Origin of the sequence: Chromobacterium sp. Rain0013 (assembly GCF_015291765.1) — a bacterium.
GTDB classification, from domain to species: domain Bacteria; phylum Pseudomonadota; class Gammaproteobacteria; order Burkholderiales; family Chromobacteriaceae; genus Chromobacterium; species Chromobacterium haemolyticum.
On the sequence record NZ_CP031514.1, the window covers coordinates 200,800 to 225,791 of the forward strand.

Here is a 24,992-nt window from a genome sequence, read left to right on the forward strand (position 1 = left end):
GCCACTCAGTTTCAAACAGTACAATCCGTCACAAAACCCCAACAAATCTGCCGCGTCGGTAACATTCCCGTTCACGTAACTCTGCTAGTATCCAGCGCCGACGCCCTGCGCTCTCATTCCCGATGCATGGCCTTGCTGGCAGCCCGCACCCGATGCCCCTGGCCTATGCTTTAAGATGACAGGCATGCTGATTCCGGCTGCGTGTCGCGCGGCCGCGGCTCCGCCCGAACAAAACAGACTAAAACCGCTGACCGCCGCTGGCGGCGCTGTCGGCGGCGCTAAACCGGAGAGGCCAGATGACTACCGTTGTCCGCCATTTCATGCCCGCCACAGCCAAACGGCTGATCCCCAATCGCTGGGATTTGATTGCGTTTCCGCTATTACTGGGTTTTCTGCTGATGGCCACCACCGGCATCCGCGAAACCTGGGCGCCGCTTACAGCCTTGCAAACCGTCCCGATCACGCTGGACCCGGCCAATCTGCCGGAGTACGCGCTGCGCACCACGCTGCGCATGCTGGCCGCCATGGCCGCCGCACTGGTCTTCACCTTGATCTACGGCACGCTGGCGGCCAAGAGCCGCCGCGCCGGCTTGCTGCTGGTGCCCATCCTGGACATCCTGCAATCGGTGCCGGTGCTGGGCTATATCTCCTTCACCGTCACCTTCTTCCTGGCGCTGTTTCCCGGCCGGGTGCTAGGCGCGGAATTCGCCGCCATCTTCGCCATCTTCACCAGCCAGGCCTGGAACATGACCTTCAGCTTCTACCAATCGCTGCGCACTGTGCCGCGCGACTTGGAAGAAGTCTCGCTCAATCTGCGGCTCACGCCGTGGCAAAAGTTCTGGAAGCTGGAAGTGCCGTTCTCCATGCCCGGCATGATCTGGAACATGATGATGAGCATGTCCGGCGGCTGGTTCTTCGTGGTCGCCTCGGAAGCCATCACAGTGGGCGACAAGACCGTCACCCTGCCCGGCGTCGGTTCCTACCTGGCGATGGCCATCCAGAACAAGAATCTGGCCGCCGTGGGCTGGGTGATTCTGACCATGACCGTGGTCATCGTCATCTACGACCAATTCCTGTTCCGGCCCATGGTGGCCTGGGCCGATAAATTCCGACTGGAAGACACCGCCAGCCAATCCGCGCCGGAGTCCTGGGTACTGAACCTGATCCAGCGCACCCGCGCCATCCAGCTTCTGCTCAAACCCTTTGGCAAACTGCTGCGCAAAACCGCCCGGCTGCGCCTCAATTACCGCCTGCCGCAGGGCCTGCACTCGGAAGCGCAAACCCCGGTGTCTCGCGGCATAGACGTGGTCTGGTGGCTGCTGGTGGCGGTGCTGGGCCTGCTGGCCAGCTGGAAACTGGTGACCTTCATCCACACAGAGGTGGGCGTCTCCGAAGTGCTGCGCGTGCTGGGCCTGGGTCTGATCACCCTGGTGCGGGTATCACTGCTGATCCTGCTCGCCTCCATCGTCTGGGTTCCGCTGGGCGTGCACATCGGCCTGCGCCCGGCGCTGGCGGAAAAGATCCAGCCGCTGGCCCAGTTCCTGGCCGCCTTCCCGGCCAATCTGCTGTTCCCGGTGTTCGTGGTCTTCATCGTCCACTTCAAACTCAACCCGGATATCTGGCTGTCGCCGCTGATCGTGCTCGGCACCCAGTGGTACATCCTGTTTAATGTGGTGGCCGGCGCCAGCGCCTTCCCCAACGATTTTCGCGAAGCGGCAGCCAATTTCCGCATCCGCGGCTGGCAATGGTGGCGGCAAGTGATGCTGCCCGGCATCTTCCCCTACTACGTCACCGGCGCGATTACCGCATCGGGGGGCGCCTGGAACGCCAGCATCGTGTCCGAATACGTGTCCTGGGGCGACGACAAGCTGGCCGCTCACGGTCTGGGCGCTTACATTGCCCAAACCACAGCCGCCGGCGACTACCCCAAGATACTGCTCGGCATCACCGTGATGTCCATCTTTGTCGTCCTGTTCAACCGCCTGCTGTGGCGGCCGATGTACGCCGCCGCCGAAAACAAACTCCGTCTCAACTAAGGGGGCAACCATGACTCAAGACACCATCACCCCGGGGCGGGAGATTTTCCGGCTGGAAAACGTTTGCCGCGGCTTCAACAAGGGCAATGACGAAATCCAGGTGCTGGACGACGTCAACCTGACGCTGCGCGAAGGCGAAATCGTCGGCCTGCTAGGCCGTTCCGGCTCGGGCAAATCCACCCTGTTGCGCATCATTGCCGGCCTGATCAAGCAAAGCAGCGGCAATGTCAGTTACCACGGTAAGCCCCTGACCGGCCCGGCCGAAGGCGTGGCCATGGTGTTCCAGACCTTCGCGCTATTCCCCTGGCTGACCGTGCTGCAAAACGTGGAAGCCGGGCTGGAAGCGCTGGGCGTGGAAGCCAAGGAACGCCGCCGCCGCGCGCTGGCCGCCATCGACCTGATCGGTCTGGACGGTTTCGAGAACGCCTACCCGCGCGAACTGTCCGGCGGCATGCGCCAACGCGTCGGCTTCGCCCGCGGCCTGGTGGTCAACCCCACCCTGCTCTTGATGGACGAACCCTTCTCCGCGCTGGACGTGCTCACCGCCGAAACGCTGCGCACCGACATGCTGGACCTGTGGAGCGAAGGCCAGCTGCCCATCCAGTCCGTACTCATCGTCACCCACAATATCGAAGAAGCCGTATTCATGTGCGACCGCATCCTGGTGCTGTCGTCCAACCCCGGCCGCGTGGTGGCGGAAATCAAAGTGCCGTTCCCGCATCGCCGCAACCGGCTGGACCCGGCCTTCCGCAAAATGGTGGACGACATCTACGCGCTGATGACCGCGCGCCGCAGCGCCCACACCCTGCACAAGTTGCCGCTGGAAATCGGCAGCCAGTTAAGCGAGGTGTCCACCAACCTGATGGCCGGCTTGATTGAGGAAGTGGCTCAAGCGCCCTATCACGGCAAAGCGGACATGCCGGAAATCGCGGAGAAACTACGGCTGGAAGTGGACGAACTGTTCCCGGTGGCCGAAATCCTGGAACATCTGGGCTTCGCCGAACTGAAAGACGGCGACATCCTGCTCACCGCCGCCGGCAAACTGTTCGCCGACTACGGCACCCAGGAACGCAAAGTGCAGTTCGCCGAACACCTGCTGCGCCACGTGCCCATGGCCGCCCACATCCGCAAAGTGCTTCAAGAGCGTCCAGGCCAACGCGCGCCAAGGCTGCGCTTCGCTCAGGAACTGGAAGACTCTCTGTCCGACGAAACCGCCGAGGAGACGCTGGACACTGTGATCAGCTGGGGACGCTACGCGGAAATCTTCTCTTACAACGACCACACCGAAACCTTCAGTCTGGAAGACGTGGAAGGCGGTCAATAAGCGCCGCTGGCGGCCTCGTCGACGGGACGAGGACGCCAGCTTATCTCCAAACACGGCCCGCCAGCGGCTACAATGACTTGTTTTCATTCCGCAGCCCGCCATGTCCGGACGCCAATTCACCGATATCGCCCGTCTCGACGGCACCCTGACCCGCCTCACCGCCGAAGCCCAGGCGCTGATGCGGCTGGACCGCGCCTTCCAGAAACTGTTGCCGCCGCAACTGGCCGGCACCTGCCGTGCCGTGCGTATCCGCGATGACGAACTAGTGATTTACACCGATACCGGCATCATCGCCGCACGCCTGCGCATGCTGGCCCCCGGCCTGCTGCCGCAACTGGCCCAGCAAGGCTACGTGGCCGGCAAAGTACGGGTCAAAGTGGATATCCGCCTGGCGCGCAAACCCAAGGAAAAAACGCTGAAGATCAGCCAGAACGCATTGGACGGCATGGAAGAGGCGGCCGCCAGCGTCAGCAACCCGCTGGTCAGCGCCGCGCTGGCCAAGCTGATCGCGCACCACCGCAAGTAAAGGCCGGCGCGCCGCCGACCGTCTTGCCGCAGCCGGTCAAACCGGCTTAAAGTCGCGGCATGAAAAAATACATCATCATGGCGCTCGCCGGCCTGGCCGCCGGCATCGCTCAAGCCGCTCCGACAGAACAGCCGACGCCGGCGGAGGCGGAAGCCGCCTTCAAGACCCAGGCCCTCGCCGAATTCAACAACAAGCCGGAATCCACCCACACCGTGCTGATGCGCTCGATGCTGGAATCCATGCTCAAGGACCTGCGCGTCACCTCAGTGAGCGACTGTCAGAACGATGAAGAAAACGCCACCCTGGACTGCGAAGTCAGCTACCAGGGCCGTAAACTTACCGGCAAGCCAGTGGAGCGCGAGCAGCGGATGCGCTTCAGCCGTCAAGACGGCCAATGGCGCATCGTGCCCCCGCCCAAAGACGCGGACGACGAAGAGGCCGGCGCCGCGTCCTCTCCTCAATAGGCTCAGGCAAGCTGCGCCTCGAAGCTGTCCGCTCGGGCCATTTGCCACATACGGCCGTAGAACGCCGCCTTGATCTCCGGCTCCAGCAACTCGCCCGGCTGCAAAAAGACATGCAGTTGCGAAAACAGCCTGATCTCGGTGTCGCTGACGCGGCGCACCAAATGGTGCGGCCGCAACTGCGACGGGTGCTCCAACCCGGCCGAGGCCAGCATCTCCGCCAGCGCCTTCATGGTGTTGCGATGAAAATGGAACACCCGGTCCGCCTTATCCGGCACCACCAGCGCGCGCTGACGCAGCGCATCCTGCGTCGCCACCCCGGTGGGGCAACGGTTGGTGTGACAGCTCTGGCTTTGGATGCAGCCGATGGCGAACATGAAGCCGCGCGCGGAATTGGCCCAGTCCGCGCCTATCGCCAGCACGCTGGCGATGTCGAAAGCGCTGACCAGCTTGCCGCTGGCGCCGATCTTGATCTTGTCCCGCAGATTCAAGCCCACCAACACATTGTGGACAAACAGCAAACCCTCGCGCAGCGGCACGCCGATGTGATCCGTGAACTCCAGCGGCGCCGCTCCAGTGCCGCCCTCCTTGCCGTCCACCACGATGAAGTCCGGCAGAATCCCCGTTTCCAGCATCGCCTTGGCGATACCCATGAACTCCCACGGATGGCCCAGACAAAACTTGAAACCCACCGGCTTGCCGCCGGACAACTCGCGCAGCCGGGCGATGAAACGCATCAGTTCGATCGGCGTGGAAAACGCGCTGTGGCGCGACGGCGACACGCAATCCTGCCCCAACGGCACGCCGCGGGTCGCGGCGATTTCCGGCGTCACCTTGTGCTTGGGCAAAATGCCGCCGTGGCCGGGCTTGGCGCCCTGGCTCAGCTTGATCTCTACCATCTTCACCTGCGGATTGCGCGCCTGTTCGGCAAAGCGCTCCGCGTCGAAACCGCCGGCCGCGTCTCGGCAGCCGAAATAGCCGCTGCCCAGTTCCCACACCAGCGCGCCGCCATGCTCCATGTGATAAGGGCTGATGCTGCCCTCGCCGGTGTCGTGATAGAAATCACCGCGCTGCGCACCCTGATTCAAGGCGCGGATGGCGTTGGCGCTGAGCGCGCCAAAGCTCATCGCCGACACATTGAACAAGGAAGCCGAATACGGCTGGGTACACTGCGGGCCGCCGATTTCCACGCGAAAGCCGGCCGGATCGCTCAGCGGCGCCGGCCGCATCGAATGGCTGATGAACTCGAAACCCGGCTGGTACACATCGATCAAGGTGCCGAACGGCTTGTCCGCGCCCTCGTTCTTGGCGCGCGCGTACACCAGCGAGCGCTGAGCGCGCGAGAACGGCAGTTGCTCGCGGTCGGACTCCAGCAGGTACTGGCGGATTTCCGGGCGGATGCTTTCCACCAGGTAACGGATATTGCCCAGAATCGGATAATTGCGACGCACCGCATGGCGGGTTTGCAGCAAATCGAACACCCCCAGCAGCGTCAACGCGGCGGCGGCCAGCGTGAACGGCCACAACCACTCATAGTGAACGAAGGGCAAGCTGAACAGCGTGAACAACAAGCAACAGGAGAAAAAGGCGTAGCGGCTCAACAAGGACACACTCATGTGGACTCCAGACTGGGGTGGCGGGGAAGGCTCAGGGTAACGTCGAAAACCCGCGGCTCACAAGGCGCGGCAGGCGCGAATTCACATTAATAAATACATTCACTATAAAGATAATCTACTCCCTGACCTAAAGGCCGGCTCCGCAGACACGGTAAATATCCGGAAGATAACATCTCTCGACATCCACACCGCCGCGGCCCGACCGCGGTACTTTAATAAAACGATGGAACCCAAGACATGCCCTGCCTGCAACGCTTCCTCCCGGACACCGCGCCGGAAACCCTGATCGCCGCGCTAGAACAAGACGGCGGCATCGTGATAGAACATCTGTTGACCCCGGATGGCCTGGCGCAGTTCCGCGCCCAGCTGCAACCGCTACTGGACCGCTCCGCCCCCTGCCAGGGCGACTTCTACGGCTACGCCACCCGCAGGATCAGCGGCCTGATAGAACGCGTGCCCGTCACCCGCGAACTCGCCATCCACCCTTTGATCCTGCAAGTGATGGACGCCTTCCTGCTGCGCGGCTGCCGCGAATACCAGCTCAACCTCACCCAGGCCATCAGCATCGGCCCCGGCGAACCGCGTCAATTCCTGCACAGCGACGACCTGATGTTTCCCGGCACCGCGCCCGGATCGGAAAAAATGATCAACTGCATGTACGCGTTGGACGACTTCACCGAACAGAACGGCGCCACCTGCGTCGTGCCCGGCAGCCACCGCTGGCCGGAACCGCGCGATCCCAAGCCGGAAGAAGTCATCAGCGCCGCCATGCCCGCCGGCTCCGTGCTGATCTATCTGGGCTCGCTGATCCACGGCGGCGGCGCCAACCAGAGCGCCCAGGCGCGCACCGGCGTCGTCATCAGCTACAACCTGGGCTGGCTGCGCCAGGCGGAGAACCAATACCTTGCCGTCTCCCGGGAACTGGCCCGCGCGCTGCCGCCCCGGCTGCAACGGCTGCTGGGCTACTTCGTCCACGCGCCCAATCTTGGCAGCATAGACGGCCGCGACCCGATAGAACTGCTGCACGATCAGCCGCCGGCGGACGCGCTGTTCCGCGAATTCCTGCCGGAGGAAATTATCCAGCCGCTCGCGGAAGCGCGCGCAGCCGCGTTGCGCGTCGATTAATCTTATCTCTGCACATCGACATCCCGCCGCAACATCGCGGCGGGATGATGAACAATGGAATACGCGGGCCATCCGGCTGACGCGCGCCGCCACCGCACTCTCTAGACCAAGGATAACAGCATGAACGCCAGCGAAGATCAGGACAGCCCGCAGCAAACCGAAGCGGACGCGCCGCAAGACCCTTCCCGCCGCCGCCTTTTCGAAGGCCTGGCCGCCATCGGCGCTAGCTGTGCGCTGCCCGCGGCGGCGGCGACGCCATCCAGCCATCCGCGCCGGGGCCAATTGGACGCCTTGCTCAAAGCGAATATCAAGAATGTGGTGGTGATCTATCTGGAAAACCGCAGCTTCAACAACCTCTACGGCAACTTCCCCGGCGTGGCCCAGCCGCTAAGCGCCGTCGCCCCGGAACAAGCCTTGCAAAGCGACCGCGACGGCCGCCCGCTGCCCGGCCTGCCCAAAATTTGGGGCGGCCTGGTGCCTACCGGCCAAACCGTGGCCGGCAAGCACTATTTCATAGAAGAAAAAGACATACACGGCCTGCCCAACGCGCCGTTCCCGCTGAAAGACGCCGAAGGGCAGCCTTTGCCGGAGGCCGTGATCACCCGCGATCTCTGTCATCTGTTCTATCACAACCAGATGCAGATCAACGACGGCCGCAACGACCAGTTCGTTGCCTGGGCCGATTCCGGCGCGCTGGTCATGGGCCACTACCCAGACACCGCTCGCACTCTCAATCAATGGCAGATCGCCCGCCGCTTCACACTGTGCGACAACTTCTTCATGGCGGCCTTCGGCGGCTCCTACCTCAACCACCAATTTCTGATCGCCGCGCGCACCCCTGAATATTTCAATGCCGCCCAGACCCCGGCCAAGAAGAAAATAGCCGTGCTGGCCGACGGCCCTACCGGCCGCCGGCTGGCGCTGGACCCCAAATCCCCGGCCTCAGCGCTGGACGGCCCGCCCAAATTCGTCAACAACGGCGCCATCACCCCGGATGGCTACGCGGTCAATACCATGGCCCCCCCCTACCAGCCCAGCTTCGTGCGGCCGGCGGAGGGCGGCGACAAACGCTATGCCGACCCGCAAGACCCCAGCACCCTGCCGCCGCAAAGCTACCGCACCATAGGCGATCTCTTGTCCGAAAAACACATCGGCTGGGCCTGGTACGGCGGCAGTTGGCAAGCCGCGCTGGACGGCAAGGGCGGCGGCGACGCGCCCAACTTTCAATACCATCACCAGCCTTTCAATTACTTCCGCCAGTTCGCGCCCGGCAGCGCCGCGCGCGAGCGCCATCTGCTGGACGGCGGCCTGGGCGATAGCCCGATTTCCAACCGCTTCATCGCTGACGCCGTGGCCGGCAAGCTGCCCGCGGTGGCGTTCTACAAGCCGCAGGGCAATCTGAACATGCATGCGGGCTATTCCGACGTGGAGTCCGGCGATCGTCATGTAGCCAATGTGTTGCAGCATTTGATGAGCGGACCGCAATGGAAGCATATGCTGGTGGTGATCACCCATGATGAAAACGGCGGCTGGTGGGATCATGTGGCGCCGCCTCAGGGGGACCGCTGGGGACCGGGTTCGCGGATTCCAGCGATCATCGCCTCGCCGTTCGCCAAGCGCGGGCATGTGGATCACACTTTTTACGATACAACGTCCATCATCCGTTTCATCAGCCGGCTGCATGATTTGCCGGAGTTGGAGGGGGTGAGCGCGCGCAATGCGGCCTTCCGCGCGCGCGGCGCGCGGCCGCCTGGGGATTTGACCGGGGCTTTGGTGTTTGCGTGAGAACGTGTTCACGATCTGCTGCGCGTTGGTGATATAGCGTAAAAACAAGCTCGAAAAGCTCTGGCCTTGAGAGCACAGGAATCCACAAAAAAAGCACCGTTTTCCATGCTTGGAAACGGTGCTTTTCTCTTAAGTGAACGGCATTACCCCGACTTCCGGGGCGTTTTGAATGAACGCGACAAGCACTCAGATCACGTAATCCTGACCTTCCTGCTTGGCAAACACCGACAGCTTCTTCGGCGTCACATACAGGCTGTCGCCGGGCAATACCGCCAGTTCTCGATAACGCTCCTTGCTCACCGCCGCCTCTATGCTCCGGCCGTCGGCCTGCACCAGCTCCACCCGCACGATGGGTCCCACCGCGTGGATATGCTCCACCGTGCCCTGCGCCAACGCACCATCGGCGTGGCGCGATAGGTCCAGGTCGTGCGGGCGCACATAGGCCACCGCCTCATCGCCGCTGGCCAGCGCCAGCCCTTCCAGCGCATGGGCATAGCCGCCGATCTGCAACTGCCCGCGCTCGATGCGGCCGTGGAACAGGTTCACATCGCCCAGGAACTGGGTGACAAAAGGCGTGGCCGGGTTTTCGTAGATGTCGTCCGGACGTCCCACTTGCTCGATGTGGCCGTGGTCCATCACCACGACCCGGTCCGACACTTCCAGCGCCTCTTCCTGATCGTGAGTGACGAACACGCTGGTGATGTGCATATCGTTGTGCAGGTCGCGCAGCCAACGGCGCAAGTCCTTGCGCACCTTGGCGTCCAACGCGCCGAAGGGTTCGTCCAATAGCAGCACCTTGGGCTCCACCGCCAAAGAGCGCGCCAGGGCGATACGCTGGCGCTGGCCGCCGGACAGCTGACCGGGATAGGCGTCCGCCAACCAGTCCAGCTGCACCATTTTCAGCAGCTGCATTACTTTGTCGCGGATTTCATCCTTGCCGGGGCGGCTCTTGCGCGGCTTGACGCTGAGGCCAAAGGCCACGTTGTCGAACACCGTCATGTGACGGAACAACGCGTAATGCTGGAATACGAAGCCCACTTCGCGCTCGGCCACATGGGTGTGGGTGGCGTCGGCACCGGCAAACAGCACTTGCCCGGCGTCCGGACGTTCCAGTCCGGCGATGATGCGCAGCAAGGTGGTCTTGCCGCAGCCGGACGGCCCCAGCAGCGCCAGCAGTTCGCCGGCCTCCACGTTGAGGCTGACATTGTCCAGCGCGACGAAGTCGCCGAACTGTTTGCGGATATTGCGGATTTCTATGCTCATGCGGGCTGGTCCTTAGCTATGGCGCGGCCGGCGGCGGCCAGGCGAGCGGCCGCGCTGCGTTCCGCGGCGGCGTCGCTCTGTCGCGCCATCCGCCACTCCACCAGGCTCTTGACGCCCAGAGTCACCAGGGCGAGGAAGGCCAATAGCGAAGCGCAAGCGAAGGCGCCGACGAAGTTGTACTCGTTGTACAGGATTTCTACATGCAGCGGAATGGTGTTGGTCTGGCCGCGGATATGGCCGGACACCACGCTCACCGCCCCGAATTCCCCCATGGCGCGGGCATTGGTCAGAATCACGCCGTAGAGCAGGCCCCATTTGACATTGGGGAGGGTAACGCGCCAAAAGGTTTGCCATCCAGACGCGCCCAAAACCAGCGCCGCCTGTTCCTCGTCCGCGCCTTGCGCCTGCATCAGCGGAATCAGTTCGCGGGCCACGAAGGGGAAGGTGACGAAGACGGTGGCCAACACGATGCCGGGGACGGCGAAGATCACTTGCAGGCCATGCTGTTGCAGCCAGCCGCCCAGCGCGGTGTTGACGCCGAACAGCAGCACGTACATCAGGCCGGCCACCACCGGCGACACCGCGAACGGCAGGTCGATCAGCGTGGTCAGGAAACTCTTGCCGCGGAATTCAAAACGAGCAATGGCCCAGGCCGCCGCTACGCCGAACACCAGGTTCAGCGGCACGGCGATGACGGCGGCGATCAAGGTCAGCTTGATCGCCGCCAGCGCGTCCGGCTCGGTCAGCGCTGCCAGGTACAGGTCCCAACCTTTGCGGAAAGCTTCCCAGAACACCGCCAACAGCGGCACCAGCAGGAACAGGAACAAAAAGACCAAGGCCAGGCCGGTCAACAGATAGCGCACTAGGCGCGATTCAGTGGTCAGGCTTTGCATATCATTTACCCGCGCCGTGGCGGCGCGCGGCCCACCATTGGATGAGGTTGATGGCGAAAAGGATCAGGAAGGAGATGGCCAGCATCACCAGCGCCACCGCCACCGCGCCGTGCTGGTCGAACTGGTCCAGCTTGGCGGCGATGATCAGCGGGGCGATTTCCGACACCATGGGGATATTGCCGGCAATGAAGATCACCGAGCCGTATTCGCCGGTGGCGCGAGCGAAGGCCATCGCGCCGCCGGTGATCAAGGCCGGCAGCGCCGCCGGGAAAATCACGCGCCGGAAGATGTCCCAGCGCCCGGCGCCCAGGCAGGTGGCGGCTTCTTCCAGTTCGCGCTCCAGGTCTTCCAACACCGGCTGCACCGTGCGCACCACAAAGGGCAGGCCGATGAAGGTCAACGCCACGATGATGCCCAGCGGGGTGAACGACACTTTCAGGCCCAGCGGCTCCAGATATTGACCGATCCAACCGTTGGGCGCGTACAGCGTGGTCAGCGCGATGCCGGCCACGGCGGTGGGCAGCGCGAACGGCAGGTCCACCAACGCGTCGATCAGCCGTTTGCCGGGAAAGCGGTAACGCACCAGCACCCAGGCCACCAGAAAGCCAAACAGCAGATTGATCAGCGCGGCGATGCCGGCGGAGACGAAGGACAGGCGGATGGCGGCGACCACGCGCTCATGGGCCACCGCATCGACGAAGGCCGCCCATCCCATGCCGTGCGCCGACCATAACAGCGCGGCAAACGGCAGCAGCACAATCAGGCCCAGCCAAAACAGGGTAATGCCGAAAGACAGGCCGAAGCCGGGCAGCACCGAGTGGCGCTTGTTGATCAGATTGAAACCGCTGGCCGCCATCATGCGCTCATTTCTTGCTGAAGATCTGGTCGAAGCTGCCGCCATCGGCGAAATGCTTCTGGTTGACCGCGGCCCAAGAACCGAACACGCTGGCCACGGTGAAGGCCTTCACCGCCGGGAAACGGGAGGCAAACTGCTTGGCCACCGCCGGGTCTTGCGGACGCAGGTAGTTTTCCGCGGCCAGCTTCTGGCCTTCCGGGCTCCACAAGTATTGCAGATAGGCTTCCGCCTGCTTTCGGCTGCCCTTGCGGTCCACCACCTTGTCCACCACCGACACCGGGTTCTCGGCCAGCACCGACAGGCTGGGATACACCACTTCAAAGCCGCCGCGGCCGAATTCGCGGGCGATCATTTCCGCCTCGTTCTCGAAGGTCACCAACACATCGCCGATCTGGCGCTGCATGAAGGTAGTGGTGGCGGCGCGGCCGCCGCCGTCCAGCACAGGCACGTTCTTGAAGATTTTGCCCACTAGGTCCTGGGCCTTGGCCTCATTGCCGCCCGGCTGCTTCAACGCATAGCCCCAGGCCGCCAGGTAGCTGTAACGGCCGTTGCCGGAAGTCTTGGGATTGGGAATAACCACTTTCAAACCCGGCTTGGCCAGGTCGCTCCAGTCGCGCACTTGCTGCGGGTTGCCCTTGCGCACCAGGAACACGATGGTGGAGGTGAACGGCACCGCGTGGTTGGGCAGCCGGCTGGCCCAGTTGGCCGGCACCAAGCCCTTGCCCGCCAGCAGGTCGATATCGGTGGCCTGGTTCATGGTGATCACGTCGGCGGCCAGGCCGTTGGCCACCGCCAGCGCCTGCTTGCTGGAGCCGCCGTGCGACTGTTGCAGGGTGACAGTTTCGCCGGTCTTGGCCTTATAAGCTTTCTGGAAAGCCGGGTTGTAGTCCTTATAGAAGTCGCGCATCACGTCATAGGACACGTTGAGCAGAGTGGCGTCGGCCAGCGCGGAGCCGGTCGCGGCCAGCAACAGTGCGGCCAGGGCAAGGCGAAGCTTCATGGACAGACCTTTTCTTAATGGATGATCGGCTATGTTCCCGAGATGCTCCCGACTATACCCAAGGACTGTTATATCCATAAATAATATTGTGAAATACTCTTATCCCTCAATCATCTAACAAAACCAACCCGCCCCCAAGGCGTTCCCGCTCTGGCCCCCCTCCCCGCTTTGGTTTACTCTCAGAGTCAATTCTCTATTCTGGCTCTCGGAAGTTTCCACGATGAACGTCAAAGACTATATGCAACAGACGGGCAAGGCCGCCCGCAAGGCCAGCCGCGAGCTGGCCCGCGCAGACACCGCGCAGAAAAACCGCGCGCTGCTGGCGATGGCTGACGCCATCCTGCGCGATCAGTCCAAGCTGTTGGACGCCAATGCTCAGGACATGGAGGCGGCGCGCAAGGCCGGCTTGGAACCGGCGCTGCTGGAGCGGCTGGCTTTGACTGAGAAAACCATTGTCGGCATGGCCGAAGGGCTGCGCCAAATCGCCGCGCTGCCGGACCCGGTGGGCGAGGTCAGCGAGATGGCCTACCGGCCCTCCGGCATTCAACTAGGCAAGATGCGGGTGCCGCTGGGCGTGGTGGGCATCATTTACGAGGCGCGTCCCAACGTCACCGCCGACGCCGCCGGCCTGTGCCTGAAATCCGGCAACGCCGCTTTGCTGCGCGGCGGTTCCGAGGCCTTCCACAGCAATCAGGCTATCGCCGCCTGCGTGCACGAAGGCCTGCGCGCGGCCGGACTGCCGGCGGAAGCGGTGCAGGTGCTGGCCACCACCGACCGCGCCGCGGTAGGCGAGTTGATCACCATGCCGCAATACGTGGACGTGATCGTGCCGCGCGGCGGCAAGGGTCTGATCGCCCGCATCAGCGCCGAAGCGCGGGTGCCGGTGATCAAGCATCTGGACGGCAACTGTCATGTCTACATTGACGACACCGCCAGCCCGGACAAGGCTTTCGACATCGCTCTAAACGCCAAGACCCACCGCTACGGCACCTGCAACACCATGGAAACCTTGCTGGTGCACACCGCCTTCGCGGAATTCATCCTGCCGCGCCTGGCCGAGGCCTATTGGGAGAAAGACGTGGAGCTGCGCGGTTGCGAACGCACGCGCGCCATCCTGGGCGACAAGGTTCGGCCGGCCAGCGACGAGGACTGGGCCAGCGAATATCTGGCGCCCATTCTAGCCATCAAGGTGGTCAAAGACCTTGATGAGGCCATCGAGCATATCAATCACTGGGGCAGCCACCACACCGACGCCATCGTGTCCGAGGACTACGGGCGCACGCGCCGCTTCCTGCGCGAGGTGGACTCCGCCAGCGTGATGGTCAACGCCTCCACCCGCTTCGCCGACGGTTTCGAATACGGGCTGGGCGCGGAAATCGGCATTTCCACCGACAAGATCCACGCGCGCGGCCCGGTGGGCCTGACCGGCCTGACCAGCCAGAAATGGATCGTGCTGGGCGACGGCCAGATCCGTTCCTGATTCCGCCGCCTTGGGAGCCGGCCGCGTGGCAGGCTTCTCGCTCTGGCGGGACACACGCCGCCGGCCTCGCTGCCGGCAGCGTTTTCATTGATAATCGCTGCTTTGCTTCCCTACCGGGCGATTCCATGCAGACCCTGAACCAACAAGACCTGGCCGCGCTGTCGGCCAAAGCCGCCTGTGCGCCGCGCCTGCGCGCCAACCAGAATTTCCACGCTCAACTGGAAGACCCCATCCAGCGCCTGGCCATCGCCATGGAGCCGGACACCTACGTGCGCCCGCACCGCCACGACCACAGCTGGGAAATGTTGATCGCGCTCAGCGGCGCCTTCGAGGTGATCGTGTTCGACGAGGCCGGCGTGGTGCAAGGCCGCCATCGCTTGGGCGAAGACGGCGCGCGGGTATTCGAAATGCCGGCCAACACCTGGCATTCGGTCGTGTCGCTGCTGCCGGGCAGCGTGGTGTTTGAAGTCAAACACGGTCCTTACCTGCCGCTGCAGGACCAAAATCTGGCCGCCTGGTCCCCGGCCGAGGGCTCCGAGCGCGTTCCGGCGATGCTGGATTTCCTGCGCCGCGCCCAAGCGGGCCAGCGCTTCGACAGCTAAGCCGTCCCCCGGTCAAACTGCTAAGCAAATAAGCTTGCCAGCCGCCGCGCCCCTGTTTACCGTGTAGGGCATCTCTTGGGGACGGGAGGCAAACCATGTTGTGGCACTGGCTGCTGGCAAGCTTGCATCTACTGGCTTTGGGCGCCGGCCTGGCCGCGCTATGGAGCCGCGCCGGCCTGCTGCGCCAGCAGCAATTCCCCAGCCAGACCTCTCAGCTATTCCGCAGCCATCGCTGGTGGCTGCTGGCGCTGACGCTGTGGACCATCAGCGGCCTGGGGCTGCTCTCGCTGGACCCCTCCCGTCTGCAACATCCGCTTTTCATTCTCAAACTGTTGACCCTGACCCCGCTGCTGCTGCTGGAAGTCCGCGCCTCCCGCGGTCTGATGCGATGGCAAAGCCAGCTGCGCATCCAGCGCAGCCTGGAACTGCGCGGCGCCGATTCGCTCGCGCGCAGCAGCTATTGGCAAATCTGGCTGCTGCTCGCCGTCGTCGGCGAATCCGTCGCGCTGCACGGGTGAAGCACCGTTCACGCTCGTAGACTTTGAGCCGGCTCTGGACGCTCCTCGGGCCTCAAACTCCTTAACACCTGCAACTGGCCTCACTCGAACTTGCGCGCGCCGCGGCGTTTCCAATCCTGGTACGTCGTCACTTCACGCAAGTTAAAGCCATGCCCAATCTGATCGAACACTGCAAATCCCTGTTGCTGCAAACCGCGCTCGGCGTCGCCCTGAGCTGCGCGGTGGTGCCGGCGCTCGCCAACCTGAACGACCCGGTCGCCACGCTGAAAGCCAAAGCGCCTCCGCCCATCGTCGCCACCTGCCTGGACGAACGCATGCGCAAGCTGCGCATTCCCAGCGAATACATCGAACGCGAACGCGGCAAAGACCACGGCGAAACCGTGCGTCTGACCAATCCCGCCACTAATAAAGACGGACTGGAAATCCTCATCCGCCAGGACGGCGACGCCAGCAAGCTAACGGTGAACACCCACGGCCTTAGCTACAGCAAGGCATGGCGCAAACTGGTCAATGACTGCGCGCAACGCGGCTGAGTCTCTCCTGCGGGCCTGTGGACAGTGCTGTCCGCAGCCCCGCCGCTGTGGAAAGTGTGCGCAAACTGTGCACAAAACTGTGGATAACATATACAGACACGCCGGCAGACCCTCGGTTTGACTGCGTCTGCTTGCCTGCTCATCTTGTGCACAACTTTAGTAACGCCCGCCACGCTGTGTGTAATGTGGATGAAACGGGGACAACTTTGTGGATAAGATTAGCCGCCGCTTCCACCTGACAAAAATTCTCTAGCGGTTAAACTGGACAGGAGATCTTTGTCCAGGAGCCCGCATGTCCAATTACCACGCCAAGTACGAACTGCACTACGCCGCCGGCAAGGCGCTGCGTCAATCCTGCTCCCGCACCCTGCAAGCGGAAAACCGACTCAGCGCGCCGCGCGATGTGGTGGCCATGGTGGAGCAAACCTCTCAGGGGCGGGTGCAAAGCCTGATTCCTCTGCGCTACAGCCGAATGCAGGTATCTCCGTTCACCTTTTTCCGCGGCTTCGCCATGATCCAGGCCGCCGACTTGGCCGCCAATCCTTCCAGCGGCTTGAAGCTGCAGATCTGCGGCGACGCCCACCTGATGAACTACGGCTTCTTCGCCTCCCCCGAGCGGCAACTGATCTTCGACATCAACGACTTCGACGAAACCCACCACGGCCCATGGGAGTGGGACTTGAAACGGCTGGCGGTCAGCCTGGTGCTGGCCGCGCGCGGCCAGGGCTTTAGCGAAAGCCAGGCGCGGGAGATGGTGAGCCGCGCCAGCGAGGTCTACCGCCGCCGCGTCAACGAGTACGCCCGCATGGGCCAGTTGGAGCTGTGGTACACCAAGGTGGGCTTCGAGCAATTGCTGGAGCGCGCGCCCACCGACGCCATCCGCCAGCAAATGCTCAAGCTCTCCGACAAGGCCAGACACCAGACCCAGGAAAAGCTGCTGCCCAAGATGACGGAACTGGAGGACGGCACGCTGCGGCTGCGCGACAACCCGCCGGTCATCTTCCACCTGCACGACAAGAACACCCTGCTGGACAACGACGACAGCTGGCTGTCCGCCGCCGACGCCGAGGCCTTGGTCAAGCCGATGCTGGACAACTACATCGCCACTCTGAAGGAAGACCGCCGCGAGTTGCTGGAGCGTTTCCGGCTAGTGGATTGCGCGTTCAAGGTAGTGGGCGTGGGCAGCGTGGGCACCCGCTGTCTGGTGATGCTGTTGCAGGACAATTTCGACCAACCGCTGTTCCTGCAATTGAAGGAGGCGCGCTCTTCGGTGCTGGAGCCCTACACCCAGGCCTGCGTGCATGGCCATCAGGGCAAGCGAGTCGTGTTTGGCCAACGCCTGATGCAAGCCGCCAGCGACCTGTTCCTGGGTTGGACCACCGGCCCCGCCGGCCGCCACTTCTACGTGCGCCAGCTGCGCGACATGAAGGCCGCTCCGTCGCTGGAAGCCTTCGCCACGCCGGAGGCGCTAACCGCCTACGGCCAGGCCTGCGCCTGGGCGTTGGCGCGGGCGCATTCCAAATCCGGCGGCCAAGCCGCCCAGCTGGCGGGCTATGTGGGCGACAGCGACAAACTGGACCAGGCCATCGCCGACTACGCGCTGGCCTACGCGGATCAGGTAGAGGCCGATTACCAAGTGTTCAAGGCCGCCATCGCCAGCGGCCGGCTGCAAGTCCACGACTAAAAAGCGCAACGGCGCCGCCGCCGGCGGCGCCAAACCTACCGTATTAATACCAAACCCTTGATCTTGCTGCTTGTAATGTCATAAAACCATACTACAACAGGCGATAATCCCGGTCCTGCTCTTGCCGCCGGCAAAGACAGGACCTACCGCCCAAAATCAGACATCCACCTTCGAAAAGCGAACATCATGCGGGTCAATACCAGACTGTTCATCATCATGGCGGCCAGCCTGCTGGCTCTGCTAAGCATCGCGGCCGTGGCGCTGCTCTCCACCCGCGCCACGCTGGTCCAGGAAAAGCGCGAGCAAATCACCCACCTGCTGCGCATGGCCGAAGGCACGATGAGCCACTTCCAGAAGCTGGAAGAAAAAGGCCTGCCGCGCGCCGACGCCCAAAAACAAGCCATCGCCGCGCTCAACGCGCTCAAGGTGGATGACATCTACTTCTTCGGCCGCAACCCGCAAAACGTAGTGATGTTTCACCCCAACAAGGACCGGGTGGGCAAAGTGGACATGGGCAGCACCCTGCCGGACGGCCGCACCACGGTGGCGGTCTATGAAGAGGCGCTGCAGAAGGACCACTACGGCCTGGTGACCATCCAGACCTCGCGCAAGGGCAGCAAGGAAGAATTTCCCAAACTCAACGGCGTGGTGCGCTTCGAGCCTTGGGGCTGGATGGTGGGCACCGGCATTTTCATCGACGACATCGACCAACTGTTCTGGAGTCAGGCGCGCACGCTGCTGATCATCGCCGCCATCGGCATGATCACGCTTGCCGGGCTGATCCTGCTGGTATCGCGCAGCATCATGCAATCTCTGGGCGGAGATCCCAACTATGCCGCGCAGGTGGTCAAGGCCATCGCCGACGGCGACCTGGGCACCGACATCGCGGTACAGGGCCCGCCGCACAGCCTGCTGGCGGCGATGCGCGAAATGCAGCTGAAACTGCGCCAGATGATAGAAGAGATCCGCCTGGCGGCCACCCATATCAACCAGGCCAGCCGCCAGCTGTCCAGCGACATGGACAAGGTGCACGAAGTGTCCGGCGTGGCCAGCTCCTCCACCAGTTCCGCCGCCGCCGCCATTGAGCAGCTGTCGGTCAGCATCGACCACGTCACCGCCAGCGCTCGCGATACCGAGTCCGGCTCGCGCGGCACCGTGGAACTGGCGCGCCAAGGCGAAGCGCTGGCCGCCCAAGCCGCCGACGGCATCCGCAATATCGCCGGCCAAGTGCATGCGGCCAGCGATATGGTGGGCAAACTGGCTGAGCGCACCCGCAACATCAGCGGCATCGCCGAGACCATACGCGATATCGCCAACCAGACTAATCTGCTGGCGCTGAACGCCGCGATCGAAGCCGCCCGCGCAGGCGAAACCGGCCGAGGCTTCGCGGTGGTGGCCGACGAAGTGCGCAAGCTGGCCGAACGCACCGCCACCGCCACCGATGAAATCTCCACCATCGTGCAAGCGGTGGTGAGCGAAACCGGCAGCGTGTCCAACCAGATGGACGACATCCGTCCGGCGGTGGAGGGCGGCGTGGAACAGGTGCAACAGGCGGCCCAGACCCTGGACGCCATCAGCAAGCAAGCCAGCCAGGCGCTGGAGAACGTGCACAATGTCGTCGTGGCGATGGGCGAACAAAGCCAGGCCGGCACCAATATCGCCGGCAATGTCGAACAGGTGGCCGGCGTGGTGGAGGAAACTCAGAACTCGGTCAGCAACGCAGTGCAAGCGGTGCGCGCCATCGATCAGCAGGCGGATACCCTGCAGCAGACCGTGGGCCGCTTCCGCCTCTAAGAACCTGTTCACGATCTGCTGCGCTGCGGCGATACGGCGTTAAAAAACAAGCTCAAAATGCTCATGTACCCCTTGTACATTCCGCTTTTTCGCTCGTTTTCGCCTTGTCTCGCTCTTGCTCGCGAAGTCGTGAACAGGCTCTAAAAGCCTGTTTGCGGTCTGCTGCGCGTCAGCGAGATCGATAGAAAAGGGCGTTGAAAACACGTTCCAAGCCTTCCCCTCCCCCAAGCCCCGGTCCGCCGGGGCTTTTTGCCGCCTTCATTCCGAGCTTGCCCTCCCGCCCCTGCCTGATGGCATAATGGCCGCAGAGCAAACGCTCCAAAAATAAAACCACGCCACGGACAGACAGACCCAAACATGCAAACAATAACGCGCAAGCGCATCGGGAGAGACTCATGTCCCAGGCCACCATCCCGGCGGACTTGGCCGAATGGCTGATTCAACAGAATGTTCGTGACGTAGAACTGGCTTTCGCCGACGTGCACGGTTTTGCCCGCGGCAAAACCCTGCCGGCCAAAGCCTTCATCAAGGGGCAACCGCTGCGCATTGCGCGAGCGGTGCCCATTCAAAGCTGCATAGGAGAGTTTCCGGACTACCGCTTTTACGGCGAGCACGATCCCGACGTCACGCTGGCGCCGGACTTCGCCACTCTGCGCCAGGTGCCATGGGCCAAGACCCCGCGCGCCAGCGTGATCTGCGACTGCGTCGATCACGACGGCAGCCTCGCGCCGCTGGCGCCGCGCTCGGCGCTGAAAGCGGTGCTGGCACGCTACGCGGCGCTAGGCTGGACGCCGGTGGTGGCGCCGGAGCTGGAGTTCTACATCTTCGCCGCCCACGGCGACCCGCAACAGCCGTTTCAACCTCCAACGCTGCGCAGCGGCCGCCGCGAAGCCGGCTTCGACTCCTTCAGCTTCTCCTCGCTCAACGATCTGGAAGCTTATTTCGACGATCTGTACCGCGCCTGCGAGATGCTGGGCATCGCCACCGACACCTTCGTCCACGAGATGGGCCCCAGCCAGTTTGAAATCAATCTCAAACACGGCGACGCGCTGGCGCTGGCCGACCAAACCTTCCTGTTCAAGACCGCGCTTAAGGAGATAGGCAACCTCCATGGACTCAGCGTGGTGTGCATGGCCAAGCCGCTGCCGGGCCAGCCGGGCAGTTCGATGCACCTGCACCAAAGCGTGGTGGACCAGCGCGGCGACAATGTGTTCAGCCGCGCCGACGGCGAAGCCTCCGACACTTTCCACGGCTTCATCGCCGGACTGCAGCGTTATCTGCCGGAACTGATGCCCTTGTTCTGCCCCAGTCCCAACTCCTATCGCCGCTTCGTCAAGGGCATGGCCGCGCCAGTCAATTTGAGCTGGGGCCTGGACAATCGCTCGGTGGGACTGCGGGTGCCGGTGTCCGGCCCCGAAGGCCGCCGCGTGGAAAACCGGCTGCCCGGCTGCGACGCCAACCCCTATTTGTCGCTGGCCGCCAGCCTGGGCGCCGGCCTGCTGGGCATTGAAGAACGCTTGCGGCCCAGCGAGCCCGCCACCGGCAATGTATTCAAGAGCGAACGCGCCAGCCTGCCCAACACCCTGGACGCAGCCTGCGAGGCCATGGCCGGCGGCGACGCCGCCAAGCGGCTGTTCGGCGCGGAGTTCAGCGCCGCCTACCTGGCGGTGAAGGAGGTGGAACTGAGCCACTACCATAGCCAGATTACGCCGTGGGAGCGTCAATACCTGGGCCTGCTGGCCTGAGAACCGGTTGGTCAATGAAAACAGGCCCGTTTATGCGGGCCTGTTTTTATTCTCTCGCGCGGAAAACCTCAGTTGCTGCTCAATAACAGCCGTCTCGCCAGCAGCTCGATCGCCTCATCGCGGCTGACCGGCACGTTGCCGCGATATTGCTCGGCCACAATCCACTTTTCCACCGCGGCTCGATCCCCGCGCGCAGCCTTGAGCAGCACGCCAAAAGCCATCCCCGTGGAATGCTCCGGCGGCTCCACCGCGCGGATCTGAGTATTCAAAGCGTACACCTTGTCCTCGGCCCGCGTCCTTTTGACCTGGTGCGGCGCGCGGCGCGAGTACAAAATCCACCCCAGCAAAGCCAGCAAGCACGCGCCGATGATCAATAGAAAAACAAGCATCAAATCAAACCTTTAACTGAAGATTGAATTGTAAAACACCACCCGGCCCCTTCGCCAATGCTTTGCGCTAGGTCAAGCCCGGCCTATGCCGACTTGGCCTGTGCTGCCCTCCACGATATGCTGTCACGATAGCCCTCCGTCTCACCAGCCATAAAGGACATCGAACATGTACCAACACATCATCGCCGCGCTGGACGGCAGCAGCAATTCGGACAAGGCGCTGCTGGAGGCCATTCGCATCGCCAAGTTCTGCAAAGCCAGCCTGACGCTGTTCCACATCGCCAGCCTGCGCGACCTGGCGGTGGAAGGCGTCGGCCTGCTCGGCACCCACGAACTGCACGATCAAGCTTTCCGCGACGGCAACCGCGTGCTGGAACAGGCGCGCAAACAGGCAGTGGAAGCCGGCGTGGAACAAGTGCAGATCCACATGGCGGAAAGCTGGGACGGCGGGGCCGACATGGCGGAGCTGCTGGTGCGCTATGCCGACAGCCACAACGCCAACCTGGTCGTGCTGGGCACGCATGGCCGCAGCGGCATCGCCCACCTGCTATTGGGCAGCTTCGCCCAAAACCTGCTGCGTCGGGCCAACTGTCCGGTCATGGTGTTGCGCAGCGAACAAAGCGAATTCGGCCAAGCGGAATAATAACCGCGACGCGCGGCCGTGGCGATGCCTTCATCATAAAAAGCATCGCCTCGCGCCGCTCAGCGTTTGCGCGCGTAGATGAAAAACTCGCGGTTGCCGTCGCCGCCTGTGATCGGGCTGTCGAACCACTTCAACAGCTCGAACCCCTGCTCCCGCACGGCTTCGCTGATTTTTTCCCTCACTCGCGGATACAGACTCTCGTCGCGTACGATGCCCCCTCTGGCCAAACCTTCGCGTCCCACCTCGAACTGCGGCTTCACCAGGCTGAGCAGATGCCCGCCGGGACGGATCAAGGGCAGCGCCGACGGCAACACCAGGGTCAGGGAAATAAAGGACACGTCGCATACCATCAGGTCGAAGGGCAGCCCGTCATTGGCCGCCAACAAGGCGGCGTGGTCCAACGCCCTGGCGTTTACGCCTTCGAAATAACGAACGCGCGCGTCCGTTCGCAGCCGCGGATGCAATTGATCGTGGCCCACGTCCACCCCCACCACCCTCCGCGCGCCTTGTTGCAGCAGGCAATCGCTAAAACCGCCAGTGGACTGGCCCACATCCAAAGCCAGCGCGTCGCGCGGGTCCAGGCCGGACGACTCCAAAGCGCCCAGCATTTTCAGCCCGCCGCGCGAGACGAAACGATCGGACGGATCGGCGGCGATATCGAAACGGCTGCCCGGCGCGCATTTCTGACTGGGCTTGCTCACCAGCGCGCCATCGCAACTGACCCGCCCGGCGGCGATCAAGTTTTGCGCCGCCGTGCGCGAAGCCGCCAAGCCAAGTTCCACCAGCAACACGTCCACTCGCGTCATCGCGCTCTCCCAACCATCGACAAAACCGCACAGCGTGGCAAGCGCGCCGGCCGCTGTCAAGCCAAGGTCACGATCTCACCGTGCGGAGGCCCCTCCAACCGCGCTAGAATCGCTACATGCCAATCCGGCCCGCCGCCGCCCCCGGCGTCGGCAGCCTCAAGCGGAGACATGGATGGATACACATCAACTGGAAGCGCGTGAAGTGCGCGTGCTGGGAGCCCTGGTGGAAAAGCAGGCGCTGACCCCGGACGCCTACCCGATGACCTTGAACGGCCTGGCGTCGGCCTGTAATCAGCTCACCAGCCGCGAGCCGGTGATGCAACTGTCCGAGGCCGACATCAGCGCGGCGCTGGACAGCCTGATCGCCAAGAAACTGGTGAACGAGCGGCTGCCCGCCGGCAGCCGGGTGGCCAAGTACGAACACAGGCTCAATTACGAATGGAATATCGAAGGCGCGCGGCTGGCCGCGCTGGCGCTGCTGATGTTGCGCGGGCCGCAGACAGCCGCGGAGATCCGCACCCGCTCAGGCCGCATCTACGGCTTCAGCGGCATGGAGGAAGTGGAAACCGCGCTCAACGCGCTGGCCGACAAATACCCGCCGCTGGTGCTGAAGCTTGAACGTCAACCCGGCGAGCGCGAAGCGCGTTGGGCCCACTTGCTCAGCGGCGAACCGCCGTCTTTGCCGGCCGCCGGCGACAACGGCTGCGGCGTGATCGAAGTGGGCATGGCCGGCCGCGTCGCCGCGCTGGAAGCGGAAGTGGCCGCCCTCAAGACCCGACTGCTGGAACTGGAAAACCTGCTCGCCAGCGAATGATTCGCGCGTGAATATTTGGCGGCGCGTCGAACTTGTTACTTAAAAAGCGGTCACTTCCCTTGTTGTCTAACTCACCCAAGAGAAGTGACCCCATGAAAACTCTGCAACTGGGCGCCGCCGCCGCTCTGCTCTCCCTGGCCGCCGCCGCCCACGCCGCCGACTACAGCTTCATCGCCGGCAAGGATTTCCAGCAATTCAGCCGCACCCCGCAAGGCCTGGGCCTGGGCCTTTCCATCGACTACCTGAACAGCGACCACAAAGGTAACGCCGGCGGCGCCGGCTTGGAGTTCGCCATTCCGCTAGGCCCCGTCACCCTGGCCGGCGGCGGCAAGCTGATGGGCCTGAACCCGGATAGCGGTTCCGGCACCGCCGCCTTGCTGGGCGGCCGCGCCAACATCCAGCTGGCGCCCAAGGTCAGCCTCTACGGCCAGGCCTATTACGCTGGCGACAGCATGGCCAGCGGCAGCGTCAAGAACGTGAGCGATCTCGCCGCCGGCGTGCGCTGGAATCCGATCGGCCCGTTCACCGTCGAAGCCGGCTACCGCTACTTCGATATTGAACGCAAAGACAACAACCGCAACCGCCGGCTGGCCGACGGCATGTACATCGGCGCCGGCTTCACTTTTTAAACTCAGCGTTTCCCCCACGAAAAACAGCCCCGCAACGCGGGGCTGTTTCGCCTTTCCGGGCAACCGCCCTATTCCCGGTCCCGCGGCTGCCGCGGCTCGAACACCGCATACGTCTTGCAAGCCGGCTCGAGCACTTGCCAGGTGCCTACAAAGCCGGCGGGGATCACAAAGTGGTCGCCCTGCGCCAACTCCACACTGTGCCCGGCCTCGTCGCTGACCCGCACCCGGCCTTGCAGCAAGGTGCAGAACTCATGTTCGCTGTAGCGCACTTTCCAGCAGCCCAGACCACCGCTCCAAATGCCGGCGTGAAACTGGCCGCTGGGATCGGAATAATGGTTGGCCACGCTTTGCCGGCACTCGCCGGCGATGCGGCGATCTTCGGCCGCCACAAACGATTCCAGCGCCACGTCGTGGCACTGGAACACAATGATATCGCTGGCCTGCTTCATCGCGCTGCTCTCCATTTGTGT

At 63.3% G+C, this 24,992-nt stretch carries 24 protein-coding genes; 16 read left to right on the forward strand and 8 right to left on the reverse strand.

Features of this window, described 5'->3' with window-relative positions:
- Positions 1 to 296: 296 nt before the first annotated feature.
- The 4 genes from DXT74_RS01050 (at position 297) to DXT74_RS01065 (ending at position 4,350) form a co-directional block, all read left to right on the forward strand.
- Positions 297 to 2,036: an ABC transporter permease subunit gene (locus tag DXT74_RS01050; protein ID WP_043635577.1), complete on the forward strand. Its 1,740-nt coding sequence runs from the start codon at positions 297 to 299 to the stop codon at positions 2,034 to 2,036.
- 10 nt (positions 2,037 to 2,046) lie between these two features.
- Positions 2,047 to 3,360, forward strand: coding sequence for an AAA-associated domain-containing protein (locus tag DXT74_RS01055; RefSeq protein WP_043592358.1), 1,314 nt, complete (start codon positions 2,047 to 2,049; stop codon positions 3,358 to 3,360).
- Positions 3,361 to 3,460: 100 nt separating this feature from the next.
- Entirely contained in the window at positions 3,461 to 3,886 is a 426-nt protein-coding gene (locus DXT74_RS01060) for a DUF721 domain-containing protein (RefSeq protein WP_019101716.1), read from the forward strand.
- A gap of 59 nt (positions 3,887 to 3,945) precedes the next feature.
- Positions 3,946 to 4,350 carry a hypothetical protein gene (locus tag DXT74_RS01065; RefSeq protein WP_043635572.1) on the forward strand — a complete coding sequence of 135 codons (405 nt, stop codon included), beginning with the start codon at positions 3,946 to 3,948 and terminating at the stop codon, positions 4,348 to 4,350.
- Positions 4,351 to 4,352: 2 nt separating this feature from the next.
- On the opposite strand, the gene DXT74_RS01070 is transcribed toward DXT74_RS01065, so the two are convergent.
- Positions 4,353 to 5,963 carry an FMN-binding glutamate synthase family protein gene (locus DXT74_RS01070; protein WP_194427114.1) on the reverse strand — a complete coding sequence of 537 codons (1,611 nt, stop codon included), beginning with the start codon at positions 5,961 to 5,963 and terminating at the stop codon, positions 4,353 to 4,355.
- Positions 5,964 to 6,200: 237 nt separating this feature from the next.
- Between DXT74_RS01070 and DXT74_RS01075 the strand changes: the two genes are divergently transcribed.
- Both DXT74_RS01075 and DXT74_RS01080 read left to right on the forward strand, forming a co-directional pair.
- Positions 6,201 to 7,088 (forward strand): phytanoyl-CoA dioxygenase family protein, encoded by an 888-nt coding sequence (locus DXT74_RS01075; RefSeq protein WP_052370438.1) that lies wholly within the window; start codon positions 6,201 to 6,203, stop codon positions 7,086 to 7,088.
- A gap of 120 nt (positions 7,089 to 7,208) precedes the next feature.
- Positions 7,209 to 8,873 carry an acid phosphatase gene (locus DXT74_RS01080; protein WP_194427115.1) on the forward strand — a complete coding sequence of 555 codons (1,665 nt, stop codon included), beginning with the start codon at positions 7,209 to 7,211 and terminating at the stop codon, positions 8,871 to 8,873.
- A gap of 186 nt (positions 8,874 to 9,059) precedes the next feature.
- Here DXT74_RS01080 and DXT74_RS01085 read toward each other — a convergent pair whose 3' ends face one another.
- The 4 genes from DXT74_RS01085 to DXT74_RS01100 are packed head-to-tail and all read right to left on the reverse strand — an operon-like array spanning position 9,060 to position 12,885.
- Positions 9,060 to 10,136 carry a sulfate/molybdate ABC transporter ATP-binding protein gene (locus DXT74_RS01085; RefSeq protein WP_043635558.1) on the reverse strand — a complete coding sequence of 359 codons (1,077 nt, stop codon included), beginning with the start codon at positions 10,134 to 10,136 and terminating at the stop codon, positions 9,060 to 9,062.
- The gene (gene cysW, locus DXT74_RS01090; RefSeq protein ID WP_019103752.1) at positions 10,133 to 11,029 is read right to left on the reverse strand and encodes a sulfate ABC transporter permease subunit CysW; all 897 of its coding nucleotides are present in this window, start codon (positions 11,027 to 11,029) and stop codon (positions 10,133 to 10,135) included. The genes DXT74_RS01085 and cysW overlap by 4 nt, the downstream gene beginning before the upstream one ends.
- Position 11,030: 1 nt before the next feature.
- The gene (gene cysT / locus DXT74_RS01095; protein ID WP_019103753.1) at positions 11,031 to 11,888 is read right to left on the reverse strand and encodes a sulfate ABC transporter permease subunit CysT; all 858 of its coding nucleotides are present in this window, start codon (positions 11,886 to 11,888) and stop codon (positions 11,031 to 11,033) included.
- A gap of 4 nt (positions 11,889 to 11,892) precedes the next feature.
- Positions 11,893 to 12,885 carry a sulfate ABC transporter substrate-binding protein gene (locus tag DXT74_RS01100; RefSeq protein WP_081555016.1) on the reverse strand — a complete coding sequence of 331 codons (993 nt, stop codon included), beginning with the start codon at positions 12,883 to 12,885 and terminating at the stop codon, positions 11,893 to 11,895.
- Positions 12,886 to 13,105: 220 nt separating this feature from the next.
- Between DXT74_RS01100 and DXT74_RS01105 the strand changes: the two genes are divergently transcribed.
- The 7 genes from DXT74_RS01105 (at position 13,106) to DXT74_RS01135 (ending at position 21,241) form a co-directional block, all read left to right on the forward strand.
- Positions 13,106 to 14,365: a glutamate-5-semialdehyde dehydrogenase gene (locus DXT74_RS01105; RefSeq protein ID WP_019103755.1), complete on the forward strand. Its 1,260-nt coding sequence runs from the start codon at positions 13,106 to 13,108 to the stop codon at positions 14,363 to 14,365.
- A gap of 125 nt (positions 14,366 to 14,490) precedes the next feature.
- Positions 14,491 to 14,967, forward strand: coding sequence for a WbuC family cupin fold metalloprotein (locus tag DXT74_RS01110; RefSeq protein WP_043635549.1), 477 nt, complete (start codon positions 14,491 to 14,493; stop codon positions 14,965 to 14,967).
- A 95-nt stretch (positions 14,968 to 15,062) separates the two neighbouring features.
- Positions 15,063 to 15,485, forward strand: coding sequence for a DUF2214 family protein (locus DXT74_RS01115; protein WP_052370437.1), 423 nt, complete (start codon positions 15,063 to 15,065; stop codon positions 15,483 to 15,485).
- 149 nt (positions 15,486 to 15,634) lie between these two features.
- Positions 15,635 to 16,018: a hypothetical protein gene (locus tag DXT74_RS01120; RefSeq protein WP_043635546.1), complete on the forward strand. Its 384-nt coding sequence runs from the start codon at positions 15,635 to 15,637 to the stop codon at positions 16,016 to 16,018.
- A 292-nt stretch (positions 16,019 to 16,310) separates the two neighbouring features.
- Positions 16,311 to 17,702 carry a DUF2252 domain-containing protein gene (locus DXT74_RS01125; protein ID WP_043635542.1) on the forward strand — a complete coding sequence of 464 codons (1,392 nt, stop codon included), beginning with the start codon at positions 16,311 to 16,313 and terminating at the stop codon, positions 17,700 to 17,702.
- Positions 17,703 to 17,888: 186 nt separating this feature from the next.
- Positions 17,889 to 19,496: a methyl-accepting chemotaxis protein gene (locus tag DXT74_RS01130; RefSeq protein ID WP_043635538.1), complete on the forward strand. Its 1,608-nt coding sequence runs from the start codon at positions 17,889 to 17,891 to the stop codon at positions 19,494 to 19,496.
- 395 nt (positions 19,497 to 19,891) lie between these two features.
- Entirely contained in the window at positions 19,892 to 21,241 is a 1,350-nt protein-coding gene (locus DXT74_RS01135) for a glutamine synthetase family protein (RefSeq protein WP_194427116.1), read from the forward strand.
- 68 nt (positions 21,242 to 21,309) lie between these two features.
- Here DXT74_RS01135 and DXT74_RS01140 read toward each other — a convergent pair whose 3' ends face one another.
- Positions 21,310 to 21,630, reverse strand: coding sequence for a hypothetical protein (locus tag DXT74_RS01140; RefSeq protein WP_194427117.1), 321 nt, complete (start codon positions 21,628 to 21,630; stop codon positions 21,310 to 21,312).
- A gap of 166 nt (positions 21,631 to 21,796) precedes the next feature.
- Between DXT74_RS01140 and DXT74_RS01145 the strand changes: the two genes are divergently transcribed.
- Positions 21,797 to 22,273: a universal stress protein gene (locus tag DXT74_RS01145; protein ID WP_043635530.1), complete on the forward strand. Its 477-nt coding sequence runs from the start codon at positions 21,797 to 21,799 to the stop codon at positions 22,271 to 22,273.
- A 59-nt stretch (positions 22,274 to 22,332) separates the two neighbouring features.
- Here the strand turns inward: DXT74_RS01145 and DXT74_RS01150 are convergent, their stop codons facing one another.
- Positions 22,333 to 23,079, reverse strand: coding sequence for a TlyA family RNA methyltransferase (locus DXT74_RS01150; RefSeq protein ID WP_043635529.1), 747 nt, complete (start codon positions 23,077 to 23,079; stop codon positions 22,333 to 22,335).
- A 172-nt stretch (positions 23,080 to 23,251) separates the two neighbouring features.
- Here DXT74_RS01150 and DXT74_RS01155 point away from each other — a divergent pair, with 172 nt between their 5' ends.
- Both DXT74_RS01155 and DXT74_RS01160 read left to right on the forward strand, forming a co-directional pair.
- Positions 23,252 to 23,893 carry a YceH family protein gene (locus DXT74_RS01155; protein ID WP_194427118.1) on the forward strand — a complete coding sequence of 214 codons (642 nt, stop codon included), beginning with the start codon at positions 23,252 to 23,254 and terminating at the stop codon, positions 23,891 to 23,893.
- Positions 23,894 to 23,985: 92 nt separating this feature from the next.
- Positions 23,986 to 24,522, forward strand: coding sequence for a YfaZ family outer membrane protein (locus DXT74_RS01160; RefSeq protein WP_043635523.1), 537 nt, complete (start codon positions 23,986 to 23,988; stop codon positions 24,520 to 24,522).
- Between the two features lie 68 nt (positions 24,523 to 24,590).
- On the opposite strand, the gene DXT74_RS01165 is transcribed toward DXT74_RS01160, so the two are convergent.
- Positions 24,591 to 24,971, reverse strand: a complete 381-nt coding sequence (locus DXT74_RS01165; protein ID WP_194427119.1) for a cupin domain-containing protein — start codon at positions 24,969 to 24,971, stop codon at positions 24,591 to 24,593.
- Positions 24,972 to 24,992: the final 21 nt, after the last annotated feature.